Below are 17732 nucleotides of genomic sequence, written 5' to 3'. Positions count from 1 at the left end.
GCCGGGGCGCTCGGGGCGCGGGCCGTCCGAGGTACGCCGGCGGCCCGCGCCGGGGCCGCTACAGGGCTCCCTTGCGGCTCAGGTGGTTGAAGGCCAGCCAGCCCGGCAGTACCGGGAGCCACAGGGTCAGCAGCCGGTACAAAAGCACGGCCGGCGCGGCGACCTCCTTGGGCAGGCCGACGGCGATCAGACCGACCGTGAGGGTCGCCTCCACCGCGCCCACGCCGCCCGGGGTGGGCGCCGCGGATCCGAGCGCGTTGCCGGCGAGGAAGACCACGGCGACGCTGGCGATGCTCAGCGAGGTCGAACCGTCGCCGAACGCCCGGATGGAGGCGTCCAGGCACATCACGAAGCAGAAGGTCAGCAGCAGGATGCCGCCGATGCCGGTGATGAGCTTCTGCGGCCGCTGGAGCACGTCGAGCATGCGAGGCACCACACCCGCGAACAGCGACCTCACGCGCGTGACGACGAATTTCCGCAGGAACGGCACCGAGGTCACCACGAGCACCAGCACCGCGACCGTCAGCAGACCCGCGATGACCGTCCGGGACGGCGACAGGGACGGCGTCTTCTCGGTGCCGGTGAGATAGCCGAAGGACAGCAGCATCAGGATGTGGCAGCCGAGCCCCGCCAGCTGCGACGCGCCCACGCTCGCCACCGCGAGCCCCGGCCGGACCCCCGCACGCTGGAGGTACCGCGTGTTGAGGGCCACACCGCCCACCGCGGCCGGTGCCACGATCTTCACGAACGAGCCGGCGACCTGGGCCGCCGCCGCCCGCAGGAACGGCACCCGCTCGGGCACGAACCCCAGCAGCTGCATCGCCGCCGCGACATAGCTGACCGCCGAGAACAGCACGGCCGCCACGACCCAGCCCCACTGCGCGTGGGCGACCAGCGGACCGAACTCGATGTGCGTGAGCTGCGTCAGCAGGAAGTACGCGCCGATGGCACCGGCGATGAAACTGATCAGGGTGCGCGGCCGCACCCGCTCCAGCCGGGCCGGCTCCACCGGTGCCTGCGGCCTGATCCGCAGCACCTCGTGGCGGATCTGGGTGAGCAGATCCTCCTCGCGCGCTTCCTCGATGGCTTCGTCGATGGCCCGCTTCTCGGCCCGGGCCTCGGCGCGTACGGCCTTCTTGTCGGCCTTTCTGCCGGCCTTGGCGGAGACGCCCGCGCCGTCGTCCTGCGCGGCTTCCTCCAGCCGGGCCTGCTTGGCCTGCCGGGAGGCCTCCAGGACCGCCTCACGCTCGCGCTGGGCCCGCTCCCGGGCCAGTCTGCGCAGCGTCGCGCGCGTGGAGCGGGTCAGGGCGATCGGCTGGAGCAGCGGCAGACAGTCGGCGACCGCGTCCGGCCCGAGCACCCGGACCGCCGAGGCCACGGCCCGCTCGGCACCCACGCGCAGTCCGAGGGTGGTGAGCAGCTGGGCCACGTCCATGCGCAGCAGCAGATCGCCGGCCGCGATCTCGCCGCCGCGCAGCTCCGTGAGGATCACCGTGCCGGAACGATCCACCAGAACCGCGTCACCGGCCAGCCTGCGGTGTGCGATGCGCCGGGACTGCAACGCCCGCACCTGCTGCCAGGTGTTCCGCAGCAGCTCGTCGGTGATCTCCTCGTCGGCCAGCGAGTCCAGGGTGCGCCCGCCGGTGTGCTCGTAGACGAGCATCACCGCGTCGGGGCCCAGCTCGGAGGTGGCGATCAGCTTGGGCGCGTTGGCGCCCGCCGCGATCGCCGCGTACGCCAGCAGCGCCTCCTGCTCCAGGGCCTGACGCAGGGATTGCAGGCTGGAGCGGGTGGCGAAGCCGCGCAGGGTCAGGTTGCGCCAGGCCCGGTAGAAGAAGCCCTGCGCCTGCTGCTCCCGGTCGACGACCGTGACGTCCAGCGGCGGACCGTCCTCCAGGGTGACGAAGTAGCGCCGGCCGCGGTCGCCGTTCTCCGTCTCGGAGGTCTCCTCGCGGGCCGCGCTGAGCGGGCGGAAACCGACGTGCCTGAGGCCCGCCATCAGGGTCTGCCCGGTGGGCCGCACATTGGGCGAGCCGACGGCGTACAGGGTGCCGTAGGCGATGGTCCAGCCGATCAGCACCGTCAGGATGATCGAGAACGGTGTCGTGTAGCCGGTGACCAGCATCGAGAACGCGTCGAGCAGCAGCACGATCCACAGCACCGCGCGCCAGCGGGGTCTGCGGGACATGCCGACGGCCGTCATATAGGCGATGACGGGCGCCAGATAGCCGTGCACCGGGTCGGTGAGCGCGTGCAGGTCGCCCGGCGCGGGCTGGGTCAGCGCCTCCTGGATCGAGTCCGGGGCGGCCCGGGCGACCCACAGGTCGGTGGCCAGGGTCACACCGTGGGCGAGGACGGCCGCCAGGACGCCGTCGGCGATGCGCAGCCCGTCGCGTTTGATCAGCCGCTCGATCGCGAAGGCGACCGGGACCAGCAGGATCGCGATGCTGGACGCCAGCCCGGCGAATCTGATCAGCAGGTCGGGGGCCTGGCCGGTGCCCTTGTTGATGTCCTGTTCGAGGCCCGAGGTGGTGCCGTGCGCGAATCCGGCGATCGCCAGCACCACGACGATGGCGAGCACGCCGACCAGGAGCCGCATCAGGTCGGAGGGGCGGTGCACGCGCGCGGGGAGCAGGGGTTCGTCGCCCTCCACCGCCTCGGCGTGCGCGTCGTCGCCGGCGCCGCGGTCGGGCGGCGGATTCTGGGGGATGTGCTCCCCCTCGGCCGCGGTGTCGTCGCCCCGCGCGCGCGTGGCGTCGTCCGTGGGTCTGCTGGTGTCGTCCCCGTGCGCCTTCTGGGCGTCATCGCCCGCGGGGGCGGGGCCGGGGCGCGCGGCGGCGCCAGGGGTGCCCGCCGCGCCTTCGGGGTGCACACCCTGCTGATTCATGGTCTCTTCTTGGTCTCGTATCACCGGTCACCGCCCGCACGATGGTGGCATGCCCCGCCGACACGCGCGGGCATCAGGGTGCGGATGCGCGGGCGCACAGTCTGCCGGAAGCGCAGCCGCGGAGCGAGTGGGCCGCGCTGTCGGAGGGGTGCGGCAGGATGGGCCGAATGAGCGAGCAGAGCCCCGCCGGGGACACCCCAGAGGCGCACGGCGACGCGCTGCCGGAGTACGCGGAGCGGGTCCTCCAGGTCGCCGAGCTGATCCCGCCCGGCCGGGTGATGACCTACGGGGACGTCGCCGAGTGGCTCGAGGAGGGAGGTCCCCGCCAGGTCGGCCGGGTGATGTCCCTCTACGGCGGCGCGGTGCCGTGGTGGCGGGTCGTACGGGCCGACGGCGTGCTGCTGCCCGGGCACGAGCTGCGGGCGCTCGCCCACTACCGCGCGGAGGGCACGCCGCTGAAGCAGGCGGGCCGGGCCGCGGAGGGCCATCTGCCGCGGCTCGACATGCGGCGCGCCCGCTGGGACGGCGGCGCAGGTGCTGAGGCTCACACCTGACAGCTTCCGCCATCGGCGGCCGCCGGGGACGAGCCGTGGTCCGAACGGGTGACGGCGGGGACACCCGGGGCATGACGTACGTTCGATGGGTACGGGACTCGCGTGACGCGGGCGCCGCGAGGGAAGAAACGGAAGTCCTCCTTCCGCCCTGAGCCGCGGCGTAGCGTCGGCTGCGCGTGTCCCCTTCACCCCGCGGCCACCGCCTCGCGCGCGTGACCGCCTGCCCACCAGCACAACCACCAGGACCGGCCGACCACGTGAGCTCCTCTTCCTCCACCAGGCACCAGCCGCACCCCCAGGTGCGGCCGGGGAGCCGTGGCGCTTACCGACTGGTTCGTACCCCGCCGGACCGCGTGGACTCCCCTCGCCTGGACGCGGCCCAGCAGACCGTGGTCGACCACGGCTCGGGCCCGCTGCTCGTCCTCGCTGGCCCCGGCACCGGAAAGACCACCACCCTGGTCGAGTCCGTCGCCGGGCGCATCGCGCGGGGCGCCGACCCCGAGCGGATCCTGGTCCTCACCTTCAGCCGCAAGGCGGCCGTCGACCTGCGCGACCGCATGGCCCTGCGCATCGGTGCCGCCCGCGCGCCCCGGGCGACCACCTTCCACTCGTACGCCTACGCCCTGCTCCGCGCCCACCAGGACAGCGGCCTGTTCGCCGAGCCGCTGCGTCTGCTCTCCGGCCCCGAGCAGGACGTCACCGTCCGTGAGCTGCTCGCCGGTCAGCCCGAGCTGGAGCGGCTCGGCCTGAACCATGTGCGCTGGCCGGACGAGCTGCGCGCCTGCCTCACCACACGCGGTTTCGCCGACGAGGTCCGCGCGGTGCTCGCCCGCACCCGTGAGCTGGGGCTCGCGCCCGCCGCGCTGGACGCCTTCGCCCGCCGTACCGGCCGCCCCGACTGGCGGGCGGCCGCGGCGTTCCTCGCCGAGTACCTCGACGTGCTCGACCTCCAGGGCGTGATCGACTACGCGGAACTCGTCCACCGCGCGGTGCTGCTCGCCCGCCGCCCCGAGGTCGCCGCCCGGCTCGCCGGCCAGTACGACGCCGTGTACGTGGACGAGTATCAGGACACGGACCCCGCCCAGGTGCGGCTCCTGCACGCGCTGGCCGGCGGCGGCCGCACCCTGGTGGCCTTCGGCGATCCCGACCAGTCGATCTACACCTTCCGGGGCGCCGACGTGAACGGCATCCTCGACTTCCCCGCGGCCTTCCCGCGCCCGGACGGACGCCCCGCGCCCGTGCAGGTGCTGCGCACCTCCCGGCGCTCCGGAGCCGCCCTGCTGGCCGCGACCCGGCTGATCACCCAGCGCATGCCCCTGCCCCGGCTGCCCGCCGACACGGTCCGCACCCACCGCGAGCCGACGGCCGTACGGGACGGCGGCCGCGTCGAGGTCTACACGTACCCGACGCTCGGTACGGAGATGGACAACATCGCGGACATCCTGCGCCGGGCGCACCTGGAGGACGGCGTCCCCTGGCGCGAGATGGCCGTCCTGGTACGGGCCGGCTCCCGCAGCCTGCCCACCCTCCGCCGCGCCCTCACCGCGGCCGGTGTCCCCCTGGACATCGACGGCGACGATCTCCCGCTGCGCCACGAACCGGCCGTGGCCCCCCTGCTGACAGCCCTCCGCGCGGTCGCCACCGCGGAAGCGCGGCGCCAGGAAGGCACGCGGCCGACGATCCCGGCGACCGACACGGAGACGGCCTCCGGCGGGACGGCCTCCGGCGGGGCGGGCTCCGGTGAGGCGGCTCCGGCCGGGACCTCCTCTGAGGCGGCCTCCGGGGTGGCCGACGCCGAGGCGGCACCCGGCGAGCCGGGCTCCCGCGAGGTGGCTCCCGGCATGGGGACCTCGTCCGGCGAAGCCTCTGACCAGGCTGACGGAGCACCCTCGCTCGGCGAAGCCTCTGACCAGGCTGACGGAGCACCCTCGCCCGGCGAAGCCTCCGGCCCGGCCGACGGAGCACCCTCCGCCGACGGTGCCGGCGCCTCTGCCCTGGGCGACTGCTGGCTGGACACCGAGACCGCGCTCACCCTGCTCGCCTCCCCCCTCGCCGGTATGGACGCCGCCGATCTACGTCGTCTCGGGCGTGCCCTGCGCGACGAGGAGCGGGCCGCCGGGAATCCGCTGCCGCCGCCGTCCGACGAGCTGCTCACGCGGGCGCTCGCGGAGCCCGAGCGCCTGGCGGTGCACGACCCGGCCTACGCGCGCGGTGCGCAGCGCCTCGGCGCGCTGCTGCGCACCGCACGGGAACGCCTCGCGGCCGGCGGCACGGCCGAGGAGGCACTGTGGGACCTCTGGGACGGCACACCCTGGCCCGGGCGGCTGGAGCGGGCCGCCCGGCGCGGCGGCGCGGCGGGCCGCAACGCCGACCGCGACCTGGACGCCGTCTGCGCGCTGTTCGCCACCGCCGCGCGCGCGGAGGAGCGCACCGGAGGCCGTGGCGCCCTGAACTTCCTGGAGGAGATCGAGGCCGAGGACATCGCGGCCGACACCCTCACCCGCCGCGTGGTGCGGCCCGAAGCCGTCCGCCTGATGACCGCGCACCGCGCCAAGGGCCTGGAGTGGCGGCTGGTCGTCGTCGCCGGCGTCCAGGAGGGGCTCTGGCCCGACCTGCGCCGGCGCGGCTCGCTGCTGGAGGCCGACCGGATCGGCCGGGACGGACTCGCCGAACCGCTGACCCCGGGCGCGCTGCTCGCCGAGGAACGCCGCCTGTTCTACGTCGCCGCCACGCGCGCGCGTGAACGGCTCGTCGTCACCGCCGTGAAGGCCCCGGCCGACGACGGCGACCAGCCCTCCCGGTTCCTGACCGAACTCGGCGTCGAGCCGAAGGACGTCACCGGCCGTCCGCGCCGTCCGCTGTCGGTCGCCGCACTCGTCGCCGAGCTGCGCGCGACCACGGTCGATCCGCGCGTGTCCGCCGCGCTGCGCGAGGCGGCCGCCCGCCGGCTGGCCCGGCTGGCCGCGCTCGCCGACGAGGACGGCCGCCCGCTGGTGCCGTCCGCGCACCCCTACCGCTGGTGGGGGATGTTCGAGCCCACCGAGAGCAGGGTGCCGCTGCGCCGCCCCGACGAGCCCGTCGTCCTCTCCGGCAGCGCGCTCGACCAGCTCGCCAACACCTGCGCGCTGCAATGGTTCCTCGGCCGCGAGGTCAAGGCGGACGCGCCCGCGACGACCGCGCAGGGCTTCGGCAACGTCGTCCACGTCCTCGCCGACGAGGTCGCCTCCGGCCGTACCCCGGCCGACCTCGATGTGCTCATGGAGCGCCTCGACTCGGTGTGGAACGCGCTCGCCTTCGACGCGCCCTGGAAGTCCCGGCAGGAGAAGGACAACGCGCGCGTGGCGCTCGAGCGCTTCCTGAACTGGCACGTCCTGGACCGCGCCGGGCGCACCCCGGTGGCCAGCGAGCAGGACTTCGACGTCACCCTCGAAGCGGGCGGCTACCAGGTCCGCATCCGGGGCCAGATGGACCGCGTGGAGACCGACGGCGACGGCCGGGCCTATGTGGTCGACTTCAAGACCGGCAAGCAGGCGCCCAGCGCCGCCGAGGTGGCCCGCCACCCCCAGCTGGCCGTCTACCAGCTCGCCGTCCGCGAGGGCGCCGTCGACACCGCCTTCGCCGACGCCCGCCCCGATCCGGGCGGCGCCGAACTGGTCCACCTCAGACAGGGCGCCGCCAAACGCGACGGCGGCGAGACCCTGCCCAGGACGCAGGCGCAGGAGCCGCTGTCGGGGGAGTGGGTCGGCGACCTGCTGGCCACCGCAGCCGGGAAGGTCCTGGACGAGCGGTTCACCCCGAGCACCGGCCAGCACTGCACCCACTGCGCCTTCCGCGCCTCGTGCAGCGCCCGGCCCGAGGGCCGGCACGTGGTCGAGTGAGCCGACACCGGCGGGAGTGACGCACGGCCACCGGGGGGGGTGACGCACGGCCGCCGGGGGAGTGACGCACGGCACGACCGCCGCTGACCTGCGTCTTCTCCGCCCGGACCGGTGGATGTGCGCTCGGCTGTCAGTGCCCGCCGCTAGCCTTTTCCGACATGCCCGCCCGTATCACCGACCCCGAGCAGCTCAAGGAGCTTCTCGGCATCCCGTTCACCCCGGAGCAGACGGCCTGCATCACCGCGCCGCCCGCCCCGCAGGTCATCGTGGCCGGAGCCGGATCGGGCAAGACGACCGTGATGGCGGCCCGCGTGGTCTGGCTGGTCGGCACCGGACAGGTCGCGCCGGAACAGGTCCTCGGCCTGACCTTCACCAACAAGGCCGCGGGCGAGCTGGCCGAACGCGTCCGCAAGGCACTCATCAAGGCCGGCGTCACCGACCCCGACGTCATCGACCCGGACAATCCGCCGGGCGAGCCGGTGATCTCCACCTACCACGCCTTCGCCGGACGGCTGCTCACCGACCACGGTCTGCGCCTCGGCCTGGAGCCCACCTCCCGGCTGCTCGCCGACGCCACCCGCTATCAGCTCGCCGCCCGTGTGCTGCGCGAGGCGCCCGGCCCCTACCCGGCGCTGACCCGCTCCTTCGCCGACCTGGTCAGCGACCTGCTCGCACTCGACGCCGAACTGTCCGAACACCTCGTCACCCCCGAGGAACTGCGCGCCTGGGACGCCGACCTGCTGGACACCCTGCACGGCGCCAAGCTCACCAACGCCGACCTGCGCAAGGTCCCCGAGACCGCCGCCGCGCGCCGGGAACTCGCCGATCTCGTCCAGCGCTACCGGGCCGCCAAGCGCGAGCGCGACCTGCTCGACTTCGGCGACCAGATCGCCCTGTCCGCCCGTCTCGCCCGCATCCCCGAGGTGGGCCGGCTGCTGCGCGAGGAGTTCCGCGTCGTCCTCCTGGACGAGTACCAGGACACCTCCGTCGCCCAGCGCGTCCTGCTGGCCGGGCTGTTCGGTGCGGGCACCGGCCACCCGGTGACCGCCGTCGGCGACCCCTGCCAGGCCATCTACGGCTGGCGCGGCGCCTCCGTCGCCAACCTCGACGACTTCCCCACGCACTTCGCCCACGCCGACGGCCGCCCCGCCACCCGGCAGGCGCTCAGCGAGAACCGCCGCAGCGGCGGCCGCCTCCTCGACCTCGCCAACGGCCTCGCCGAGCCGCTGCGCGCCATGCACGCGGGCGTGCAGGCCCTGCGCCCGGCCCCCGGCGCCGAGTACGACGGCACGGTCCGCTGCGCGCTGCTGCGCACCCACGCCGAGGAGATCGACTGGATCGCCGACTCCGTCGCCCACCTCGTGCACACCGGCACGCCCCCCGGCGAGATCGCCGTGCTGTGCCGTACGGCCACCGACTTCGCCGAGATCCAGGGCGCCCTCGTCACCCGGGACATCCCCGTCGAGGTGGTCGGCCTGTCCGGGCTGCTGCATCTGCCCGAGGTCGCCGACCTCGTCGCCGTCTGCGAGGTGCTCCAGGACCCGGGCGCCAACGCCTCCCTGGTGCGGCTGCTGACCGGCCCGCGCTGGCGCATCGGCCCGCGCGATCTCGCCCTGCTGGGCCGGCGGGCCCGGCTGCTGGTCGCCCACGCGCGCGTGGCGGACACCGACGACCCGGACCGCCGGCTCGCCGCGGCCGTGGAGGGGGTCGACCCGTCCGAGGTGATATCGCTCGCCGACGCCCTCGACACCTTCGTCGACGCACCCGTGGAGACCGCCGCGGACGACGACGGGCTGCCGTTCTCGCCGGACGCGCGCGTGCGCTTCGCCCGCCTGGCCACCGAGCTGCGCGAACTGCGCCGCTCGCTGGCCGACCCGCTGATGGACGTACTGCACCGGGTCCTGGCCGTCACCGGCCTGGAGGTGGAGCTGTCGGCGTCCCCGCACGCCCTGGCCGCCCGCCGCCGCGAGACCCTGTCCAACTTCCTCGACGTCGCCGCCTCCTTCGCGGCGAGCGACGGCGAGGCCACCCTGCTGGCCTTCCTCGGCTTCCTGCGCACCGCCGCCCAGTACGAGAAGGGCCTCGACAACGCGCTGCCCGGCGGCGAGAACACCGTCAAGGTGCTCACCGCGCACAAGTCCAAGGGCCTGGAGTGGGACGTCGTCGCCGTGCCCGGCCTGGTCAGCGGCACCTTCCCCAGCGCCCAGGGCCGCGAGAAGTGGACCGCGCAGGCCAAGGTGGTCCCGCACGCCCTGCGCGGCGACGCCGACACCCTGCCCGACGCCGGATCCTGGGACGCGCGCGGCATGAAGGCGTTCCACGAGGCCATGAAGGAGCACCAGCACACCGAGGAGCTGCGCCTCGGCTACGTCACCTTCACCCGCCCGCGGTCCCTGCTGCTCGGCTCCGGCCACTGGTGGGGCCCCAGCCAGAAGAAGCCGCGCGGCCCCTCCGACTTCCTCAAGGCCCTGTACGACCACTGCGCGGCCGGACACGGCGAGATCGAGGCCTGGGCCGAGGAACCCGCCGAGGACGAGGAGAACCCGGCCCTCGGCACGCCCACGGCCGACCAGGTGTGGCCGCTGCCGCTGGACGCCGCGGCGCTGGCTCGCCGCCGCGCGGCCGCCGAGACCGTCCTCGCCCACCTGGACACCCTGGCCGCCCAGCCGGACGGCCCCCCGCCCGCGGCCCACGACCCCGCCGCCTTCGAGGATCCCGACTGGCCCCCGCCCCCGGACGACGAGGATCCGTACGGCCCGGACGCCTACGGCGACGAACCCCCGTACGACGATCCCGACGACTGGGACTCCTGGGGAGCGGACCGGCCGACGGTCCCGCACCAGGCGACCGCCCCCGCCGAGCCGGAACCCCGCCCCACCCGGGACGAGCGCACCCCCGAGGAGGAGCTGACCCCCGAGGAGGCCCGCACCGTCGCCTCCTGGGACCGCGACCTGGACGCCCTCACCGGCGAGCTGCTGCGCGCCCGCAGGACCGTCACGGACGTTCCGCTGCCCGCCAGCCTGACCGCGTCCCAGCTGCTGCTTCTCGCCGCCGACCCGGACGGGCTCGCACAGGAACTCGCACGCCCCATGCCGCGCCCCCCACAACCGGCCGCGCGCCGGGGCATCCGCTTCCACGCCTGGGTCGAGGCCCGCTTCGAGGAGCTGACGCTGCCCCTGCTGGAACCGGACGAGCTGCCGGGCAGCGACGCCGAGATCAGCGACGAGCGCGACCTGGAAGCCCTGAAAGAGGCCTTCGAACGCACCGAGTACGCCCGGCGCACCCCGTACCGGGTGGAGGCGCCCTTCCAGCTCACGCTCGCCGGCCGTGTCGTCCGCGGCCGCATCGACGCCGTCTACCGGAACGGACACGGGTCGTCGGCGACGTACGAGATCGTGGACTGGAAGACCGGTCACCACCGCACCGCCGACCCGCTCCAGCTCGCGGTGTACCGCCTGGCCTGGGCCGAGCAGCAGGGCGTGCCGCTCGCCTCGGTCACGGCCGCCTTCCTGTACGTGCGCAGCGGTGAGGTCGTACGCCCCGCGCACCTCCCGGACCGGGCCGCGCTGGAGCGGCTGCTCGACGGCGAACCGGAACCGGGCCCCGGTGTCACCGAAGTGACACGGGGCGGAACCTAGGTGTGACGAACCGCCCGCCGAGGATGTCGGTGCGGGCCGATAGGCTCGTGAGCATGAGCCAGACCCCGGACAGCGCCGTCCGCACGTACATCGAGCAGCATCGCGCCGCCTTCCTCGACGACCTCGCCGCATGGCTGCGCATCCCTTCCGTGTCGGCCCAGCCCGAGCACGCGCCCGACGTACGGCGCAGCGCCGAATGGCTCGCCGCCAAGCTGCGCGAGACCGGCTTCCCGACCGCCGAGATCTGGCCGACCGACGGCGCCCCGGCCGTGTTCGCCGAGTGGCCCTCGGGCGACCCGGACGCGCCGACCGTCCTGGTCTACGGCCACCACGACGTGCAGCCCGCCGCCCGCGAGGACGGCTGGGACAGCGAGCCCTTCGAGCCGGTCGTCCGCGACAACCGCCTCTACGCGCGCGGTGCGGCCGACGACAAGGGCCAGGTGTTCTTCCACACACTGGGCGTCCGCGCCCACCTCGCCGCCACCGGCCGCACCGCCCCCGCCGTCAACCTGAAGCTGCTCGTCGAGGGCGAGGAGGAGTCCGGCTCCCCGCACTTCCGGGCCCTGGTGGAGCAGCGGGCCGAGCGGCTCGCCGCCGACGCCGTGATCGTCTCCGACACCGGCATGTGGGCGGAGGACACCCCCACCGTGTGCACCGGCATGCGCGGCCTCGCCGAGTGCGAGATCCGGCTGTACGGCCCCGACCAGGACATCCACTCCGGATCCTTCGGCGGCGCCGTGCCCAACCCGGCCACCGCCGTCGCCCGCCTGGTCGCCGCCCTGCACGACGAGCACGCGCGCGTGGCGGTCCCCGGCTTCTACGACGGCATCGTCGAGCTGACCGACCGCGAGCGCGAACTCTTCGCCGAGCTGCCCTTCGACGAGGAGCGCTGGCTGCGCACCGCCAAGTCCTACGCCGCCCAGGGCGAGGCCGGACACACCACCCTGGAGCGCATCTGGGCCCGCCCGACCGCCGAGGTCAACGGCATCGGCGGCGGCTACCAGGGCGCCGGCAGCAAGACGATCATCCCGTCCACGGCGCTGGTCAAGCTGTCGTTCCGGCTGGTCGCGGGCCAGGAGCCGGACCACATCGAGAAGGCCGTCCGCGCCTGGGTCGCCGACCAGATACCCGCCGGCATCCGCTGCGAGATCGACTTCGGCTCCGCCACGCGCCCCTGTCTGACCCCGCTCGGCCACCCCGCGCTGGAGTCCGTGGCCCGCGCGATGGGCCGCGCCTTCCAGAGCCCCGTCCGCTACACCCGCGAGGGCGGCTCCGGCCCCGCCGCCGACCTCCAGGAAGTCCTCGGAGCCCCCGTGCTCTTCCTGGGCATCTCCGTCCCCTCCGACGGCTGGCACGCCCCGAACGAGAAGGTCGAACTGGACCTGCTCCTCAAGGGCGTCGAGACCAGCGCGTACCTGTGGGGCGACCTGGCCGAGAACTGGCGTCCCGCATCCTGACCGGACGGCGCCGTACGGACGGCATCGCGCGCGGGGCACACTGGAGGGACGCCCCGCCCGCCCCGCCCGCGCCCGGCCCGGTGCCGCCCACTCCGTGTCCCGCCGAACCGCCCGCCGAACCGAACCGCCGCCACTGGGGGAGTTGGAAGCACCCGTGACCACCTGGACCGACGACACCGCCGACCGACCCATCTCGCTGACCGCTCCGAGCGGCATCGACCGCGCCGCGCACCACCGGCTGGACGAGGCCTGGCTCGCGGCGGCGTGGAGCCACCCCACGACCCGCTGCTTCGTGGTCTCCGGCGGCCAGGTGCTCATCGACGAGACACCGGACGGCCGGACCGAGCTGGTCATGACGCCGTCGTTCGAGGCCCCGCTCACCGAGGCGCACCGCTACTTCCTCGGCATCGACGAGGAGGGCGTGAGCTACTTCGCGCTCCAGAAGGACTCGCTGCCCGGCCGGATCGACCAGTCGGCGAGACCGGCGGGCCTGCGCGAGGCGGGCCTGCTGCTGTCGCCGCGCGACGCCGGGCTCATGGTGCACGCGGTCGGCCTGGAGAACTGGCAGCGCACCCACCGCTTCTGCTCCCGCTGCGGGGAGCGCACGGTCATCGCCGCCGCCGGCCACATCCGCCGCTGCTCGGCCTGCGGAGCCGAGCACTACCCGCGCACCGACCCGGCCGTGATCATGGCCGTGACCGACGCGGACGACCGCATCCTGCTCGGCCGGCAGATGCACTGGCCCGAGGGCCGCTTCTCCACGCTCGCGGGGTTCGTGGAGCCGGGCGAGTCCATCGAGCAGGCGGTGCGCCGCGAGGTGTCGGAGGAGGTCGGCGTCACCGTCGGCCCGGTCGAGTACGTCGCCAGCCAGCCCTGGCCCTTCCCGTCCAGCCTGATGCTCGGCTTCATGGCCCGCGCGACCACCACGGAGATCGACGTCGACGGCGACGAGATCCACGAGGCCCGCTGGTTCTCCCGCGAGGAGCTGCACGACGCCTTCGAGTCCGGCGAGGTGCTGCCGCCCTACGGCATCTCCATCGCCGCCCGGCTGATCGAGATGTGGTACGGCAAGCCGCTGCCGACCCGCGGCTCCTTCTGAGACACCCGCACGTAGGCTGCGGCGTCCTGGTATGGGACAGAACAGAGCGGGGCGGCCCCTGACGGATCAGGGACCGCCCCGCTGCCGCGCAGCCGCTCAGCGCGTCACGCGGCCAGCTTCTGCTTCACCTGGGCCAGCGACGGGTTCGTCAGCGTCGAGCCGTCCGCGAAGAGCACGGTCGGAACCGTCTGGTTCCCGCCGTTCGCCTTCTCCACGAAGGCGGCGGACGCGGGGTCCTGCTCGATGTTGATCTCGGTGTAGGCGATGCCCTCCCGGTCCAGCTGGCTCTTCAGCCGCCGGCAGTAGCCGCACCACGTCGTGCTGTACATCGTCACAGTGCCCTGCATGTGTCTCGCGCTCCTCGGGACTGGGGAAAAGTCGTCCAGGGGGAGAACGTAAGCCACCGGCCCGCCATTCCCACCCGGGGTATGACCGACCCGTGTGACACCTGCCGCATTAATACGACGAAACCCTCCCGCCTGTGGACAACCGACGCGGCAGCCCCGGGCGACCTGGCAGCATGGCGGTGTGACAGCAGCAACGCACTCCCCTCTCTTCCCGCAGGTACCGGCCTCGGCCGACGCGGTGCTCGAAGGGCTCGACCCCGAGCAGCGCGAGGTGGCCACCGCCCTGCACGGACCGGTGTGCGTGCTGGCCGGAGCCGGCACCGGCAAGACCCGGGCGATCACCCACCGCATCGCCTACGGCGTGCGCGCCGGGATCCTCCAGCCGTCCAGCGTGCTCGCCGTCACCTTCACCAACCGCGCCGCCGGAGAGATGCGCGGCCGGCTCCGCCAGCTCGGCGCCCAGGGCGTCCAGGCCCGCACCTTCCACTCCGCCGCCCTCCGTCAGCTCCAGTACTTCTGGCCGAAAGCGATCGGTGGCAGCATGCCCCGGATCGCCGAACGCAAGCTCCAGCTCGTCGCGGACGCGGCCGCCGCCTGCGGCACCCGGCTCGACCGGGGCGAGCTGCGCGATGTCACCGCGGAGATCGAATGGTCCAAGGTCACCCAGACCGTCCCCGCGGACTACCCGTACGCGGCTGCGAAGGCCGGCCGCGAGGCCCCGCGTGACCCGGCCGAGATCGCCCATCTCTACGCGGCCTACGAGGACGCCAAACGCGACCGCGCGGTGATCGACTTCGAGGACGTCCTGCTGCTGACCGTCGCCATCCTCCAGGACCGGCAGGACATCGCCGAACAGGTCCGCGCCCAGTACCAGCACTTCGTGGTCGACGAGTACCAGGACGTCAGCCCGCTCCAGCAGCGGCTGCTCGAGCTGTGGCTCGGCGACCGCGACAACCTGTGCGTCGTCGGTGACGCCAGCCAGACGATCTACTCGTTCACGGGCGCAACCCCCGACCACCTCCTCGACTTCCGCGTCCGCCACCCGCACGCCACCGTCGTCAAACTGGTCCGCGACTACCGCTCCACCCCCCAGGTGGTGCGCCTCGCCAACGGCCTGCTCGCCCAGGCCCGCGGCCGCGCCGCCGACCACCGGCTGGAACTGGTCTCCCAGCGCGCCGCGGGCCCCGAACCCGGCTACACCGAGTACGCCGACGAGCCCGCCGAGGCCGAAGGCGCCGCCCGCCGCATCCGCGAACTGATCGACGCCGGCGTCCCCGCCGCCGAGATCGCCGTCCTGTTCCGTACGAACGCCCAGTCCGAGACCTACGAACAGGCACTCGCCGACGCCGGCGTCCCCTACCAGCTGCGCGGCGCCGAGCGCTTCTTCGACCGGCCGGAGGTGCGCAAGGCGGGCGCGGCCCTGCGCGCCGCCGCCCGCTTCGGAGGCAACGACTCCCTGCTGGACGACGTCGTCGACCTGCCCTCACAGGTGCGGGCCGTGCTGTCCGGCGAAGGCTGGACCGACCAGCCGCCGGCCGGCTCCGGAGCCGTCAGGGAGCGCTGGGAGTCCCTCGCCGCCCTGTTCAGCCTGGCCCAGGACCTCGCCGCCGCCAGGCCGGGCGCCACTCTCGCCGATTTCGTGGCCGAGTTGGACGAACGGAGCAACGCCCAGCACGCCCCGACCGTGCAGGGCGTCACCCTCGCTTCCCTGCACGCCGCCAAGGGACTGGAATGGGACGTCGTCTTCCTGGTCGGCGTCGCCGAGGGCATGCTCCCCATCACCTACGCCAAGACCGACGAGCAGATCGAGGAGGAACGCCGCCTCCTCTATGTCGGCGTCACCCGCGCCCGTGAGCGGCTCCATGTCTCCTGGGCGCTGTCCCGGTCCCCCGGCGGCCGGCCGAACCGCAGACCCAGCCGCTTCCTGGACGGCCTGCGCCCCGGCACCACCCCCACCGTCGGCCGCTCCGGCGCCGGTGCCGCCGGCAGCGTCGAGCGCGGGACCACCCCGGTCGCCGGCGCCGCACCCCGCCGCACCCAGCGCACCCCGGCCCGCTGCCGGGTCTGCGGCCGCACCCTCACCGACGCCGGTGAGATGAAACTGATGCGCTGCGAGGACTGCCCCTCCGACATGGACGAGGGGCTCTACGAGCGGCTGCGGGAGTGGCGGGCGGTCCAGGCGGAGCGCAGCGGCCAGCCCGACTTCTGCGTGTTCACCGACCGCACCCTGATCGCCATCGCCGAGGCGCGGCCCGAGAACACCGCCGAACTCTCCCGCATCCCCGGCGTCCTCAGCCGCAAGCTGCGCAGCTACGGCGCCGACGTTCTGGCCATCTGCGCAGGCCAGACACTCGGGGACGCCGACGTGAGCGAGTGATACGAACTCGTCGAAAAAATAGTTTGCGCATGCCCCGGCAATCCCCATAGGTTCTAGGCACGGAAGCAACGGCCTTCTCCAAGGGCCGGACTCCGTGTTGTACTTGCATATCCGCACGGACTGGTTCACCCCAGTCCCATGAGACGCCGAGAGGAGGCGAGTCCAGTGATCAGCATCAACACCAGCACCAACAGCACGGCCAAAATGACCGATCGCTCGGCCGTCTCCCTGTCCATGCTCGGCGTCTCGTACCAGGGCACCGGTCTGTCCGGCATTCGTGCCGTCCGTCCGGCGTCCTCCCTGTCCCTCGCGGGCCTTCCCGTCCGCGAGCGGAATGAGCGGAACGAGCGACCGACCAAGGCACTGGAAACGGTAGAGGCACAGGCACATGCCTATGCCTTTGCGGCGGCCGGTGCCGGATTCCGCAAGCAGACGACGCAGCACCACCTGATGTGGGCCTTCCGTGGGCCAGAACCCTGGAGTGATCCAGCCTGATCGCCGATCAGGCCGGCGCCTTCAGGGCCGCGGAACCCCATCCGGGATCCGCGGCCCTTCTGTTTTCCCCGAACGGGGACGACGGGACGAAGGGGCCTCGGGACAACGAAAGAACCCGGTACCAAGCCACCCGGTCAACCGGCCGGACCGACAGACGAGGAAGACGAACCGTGCAACTCGAAGCGCACGCCCCGTCCGTACCGCCTTCGCAAACGATCCCCCCGCCCGGCCTCACGGAGGACTCCACCTTGACCCCCCTCACCGCGCTCACCGCGCTCGACGACGCCATCGAGAACCTCGGCGTACCCGTCCCGTGCCGCTCCTACGACCCGGAGGTCTTCTTCGCCGAGTCGCCCGCGGACGTCGAGTACGCCAAGTCCCTGTGCCGCACCTGCCCGCTGATGGAGGCCTGCCTCGCCGGCGCCAAGGAGCGGCGTGAGCCCTGGGGTGTCTGGGGCGGCGAGCTGTTCGTCCAGGGTGTCGTCGTCGCCCGGAAGCGGCCGCGTGGTCGCCCGCGGAAGAACCCGGTCACGGCATGAACACCGCAGGAACGATCGATCGCCCCCTCACGCACGACCCCAAGAAGCAGGCCCCGATGAAGCCGTCCACCAGCGAGCCCGCAGGCTCCGCGACCCCAGACTTCACCACCACCGGCGCCACCGAGGCGCGCCAGAACAGGACCCGAGAGATGCAACTCATGCAAGAAGCCCTGGCCCGTGCGCATATGCACGAGCGACTCCATGACGCCCGCAGGGAGGGCCGGGCCATGAGCCTGGTCGTCGCCCAGCGGATGCAGCGCCGGGCCGAGCGCGCCTCGCTGCGCGCCCGCCGGGCGCTGGCCATGGCCGTCATGCAGTAATTCGCACACCTGAAGCAGTGACCCCCGGCACCGGGGGGTGCAGCCTCCCCGGCGGGGGGGGCGGCGGGCGGCCGGCCCCCGGCCCCCCCGGGGGGTGGGGGCGGGCCCCCGCCCGCGGCGCGGTCACGGCCGCGCGGGGCG

Annotated in this window: 11 protein-coding genes; 9 read left to right on the top strand and 2 right to left on the bottom strand. The window is 73.8% G+C overall.

Features of this window, described 5'->3' with window-relative positions; genetic code table 11:
- Positions 1-58: 58 nt before the first annotated feature.
- Positions 59-2887, bottom strand: coding sequence for a lysylphosphatidylglycerol synthase domain-containing protein (locus tag ACFVIU_RS02685; protein WP_385840130.1), 2829 nt, complete (start codon positions 2885-2887; stop codon positions 59-61).
- 167 nt (positions 2888-3054) lie between these two features.
- Here ACFVIU_RS02685 and ACFVIU_RS02680 point away from each other — a divergent pair, with 167 nt between their 5' ends.
- The 5 genes from ACFVIU_RS02680 (at position 3055) to nudC (ending at position 13513) form a co-directional block, all read left to right on the top strand.
- Positions 3055-3441: an MGMT family protein gene (locus ACFVIU_RS02680; RefSeq protein WP_385840128.1), complete on the top strand. Its 387-nt coding sequence runs from the start codon at positions 3055-3057 to the stop codon at positions 3439-3441.
- Positions 3442-3698: 257 nt separating this feature from the next.
- On the top strand, positions 3699-7319 hold the full coding sequence (locus ACFVIU_RS02675; RefSeq protein WP_385840127.1) for a UvrD-helicase domain-containing protein: 3621 nt from the start codon (positions 3699-3701) through the stop codon (positions 7317-7319).
- A 158-nt stretch (positions 7320-7477) separates the two neighbouring features.
- Positions 7478-10957 (top strand): UvrD-helicase domain-containing protein, encoded by a 3480-nt coding sequence (locus ACFVIU_RS02670; RefSeq protein ID WP_385840126.1) that lies wholly within the window; start codon positions 7478-7480, stop codon positions 10955-10957.
- A gap of 53 nt (positions 10958-11010) precedes the next feature.
- Complete coding sequence (locus ACFVIU_RS02665) at positions 11011-12414, top strand: dipeptidase (RefSeq protein WP_385840124.1); 1404 nt, start codon at positions 11011-11013, stop codon at positions 12412-12414.
- A gap of 154 nt (positions 12415-12568) precedes the next feature.
- A complete protein-coding gene (gene nudC, locus ACFVIU_RS02660) occupies positions 12569-13513 on the top strand; it encodes an NAD(+) diphosphatase (RefSeq protein WP_385840123.1) in 945 nt (314 codons plus the stop codon).
- A gap of 104 nt (positions 13514-13617) precedes the next feature.
- Here nudC and ACFVIU_RS02655 read toward each other — a convergent pair whose 3' ends face one another.
- Positions 13618-13860: a mycoredoxin gene (locus ACFVIU_RS02655; protein ID WP_385840122.1), complete on the bottom strand. Its 243-nt coding sequence runs from the start codon at positions 13858-13860 to the stop codon at positions 13618-13620.
- 181 nt (positions 13861-14041) lie between these two features.
- On the opposite strand from ACFVIU_RS02655, the gene ACFVIU_RS02650 reads away from it, so the two are divergent.
- From ACFVIU_RS02650 to ACFVIU_RS02635, 4 genes are all read left to right on the top strand, one after another.
- Positions 14042-16237, top strand: a complete 2196-nt coding sequence (locus tag ACFVIU_RS02650; protein WP_385840121.1) for an ATP-dependent DNA helicase UvrD2 — start codon at positions 14042-14044, stop codon at positions 16235-16237.
- Between the two features lie 165 nt (positions 16238-16402).
- Positions 16403-16732 carry a hypothetical protein gene (locus ACFVIU_RS02645; RefSeq protein WP_385840119.1) on the top strand — a complete coding sequence of 110 codons (330 nt, stop codon included), beginning with the start codon at positions 16403-16405 and terminating at the stop codon, positions 16730-16732.
- A 170-nt stretch (positions 16733-16902) separates the two neighbouring features.
- Positions 16903-17271, top strand: a complete 369-nt coding sequence (locus ACFVIU_RS02640) for a WhiB family transcriptional regulator (protein WP_103817702.1) — start codon at positions 16903-16905, stop codon at positions 17269-17271.
- Positions 17268-17591 (top strand): hypothetical protein, encoded by a 324-nt coding sequence (locus ACFVIU_RS02635; protein WP_385840118.1) that lies wholly within the window; start codon positions 17268-17270, stop codon positions 17589-17591. The genes ACFVIU_RS02640 and ACFVIU_RS02635 overlap by 4 nt, the downstream gene beginning before the upstream one ends.
- Positions 17592-17732: the final 141 nt, after the last annotated feature.

Source organism: Streptomyces sp. NPDC127190 (genome assembly GCF_042672505.1).
Taxonomy (GTDB): Bacteria; Actinomycetota; Actinomycetes; order Streptomycetales; family Streptomycetaceae; genus Streptomyces.
This window is presented reverse-complemented; position numbering and strand designations above follow the sequence as displayed.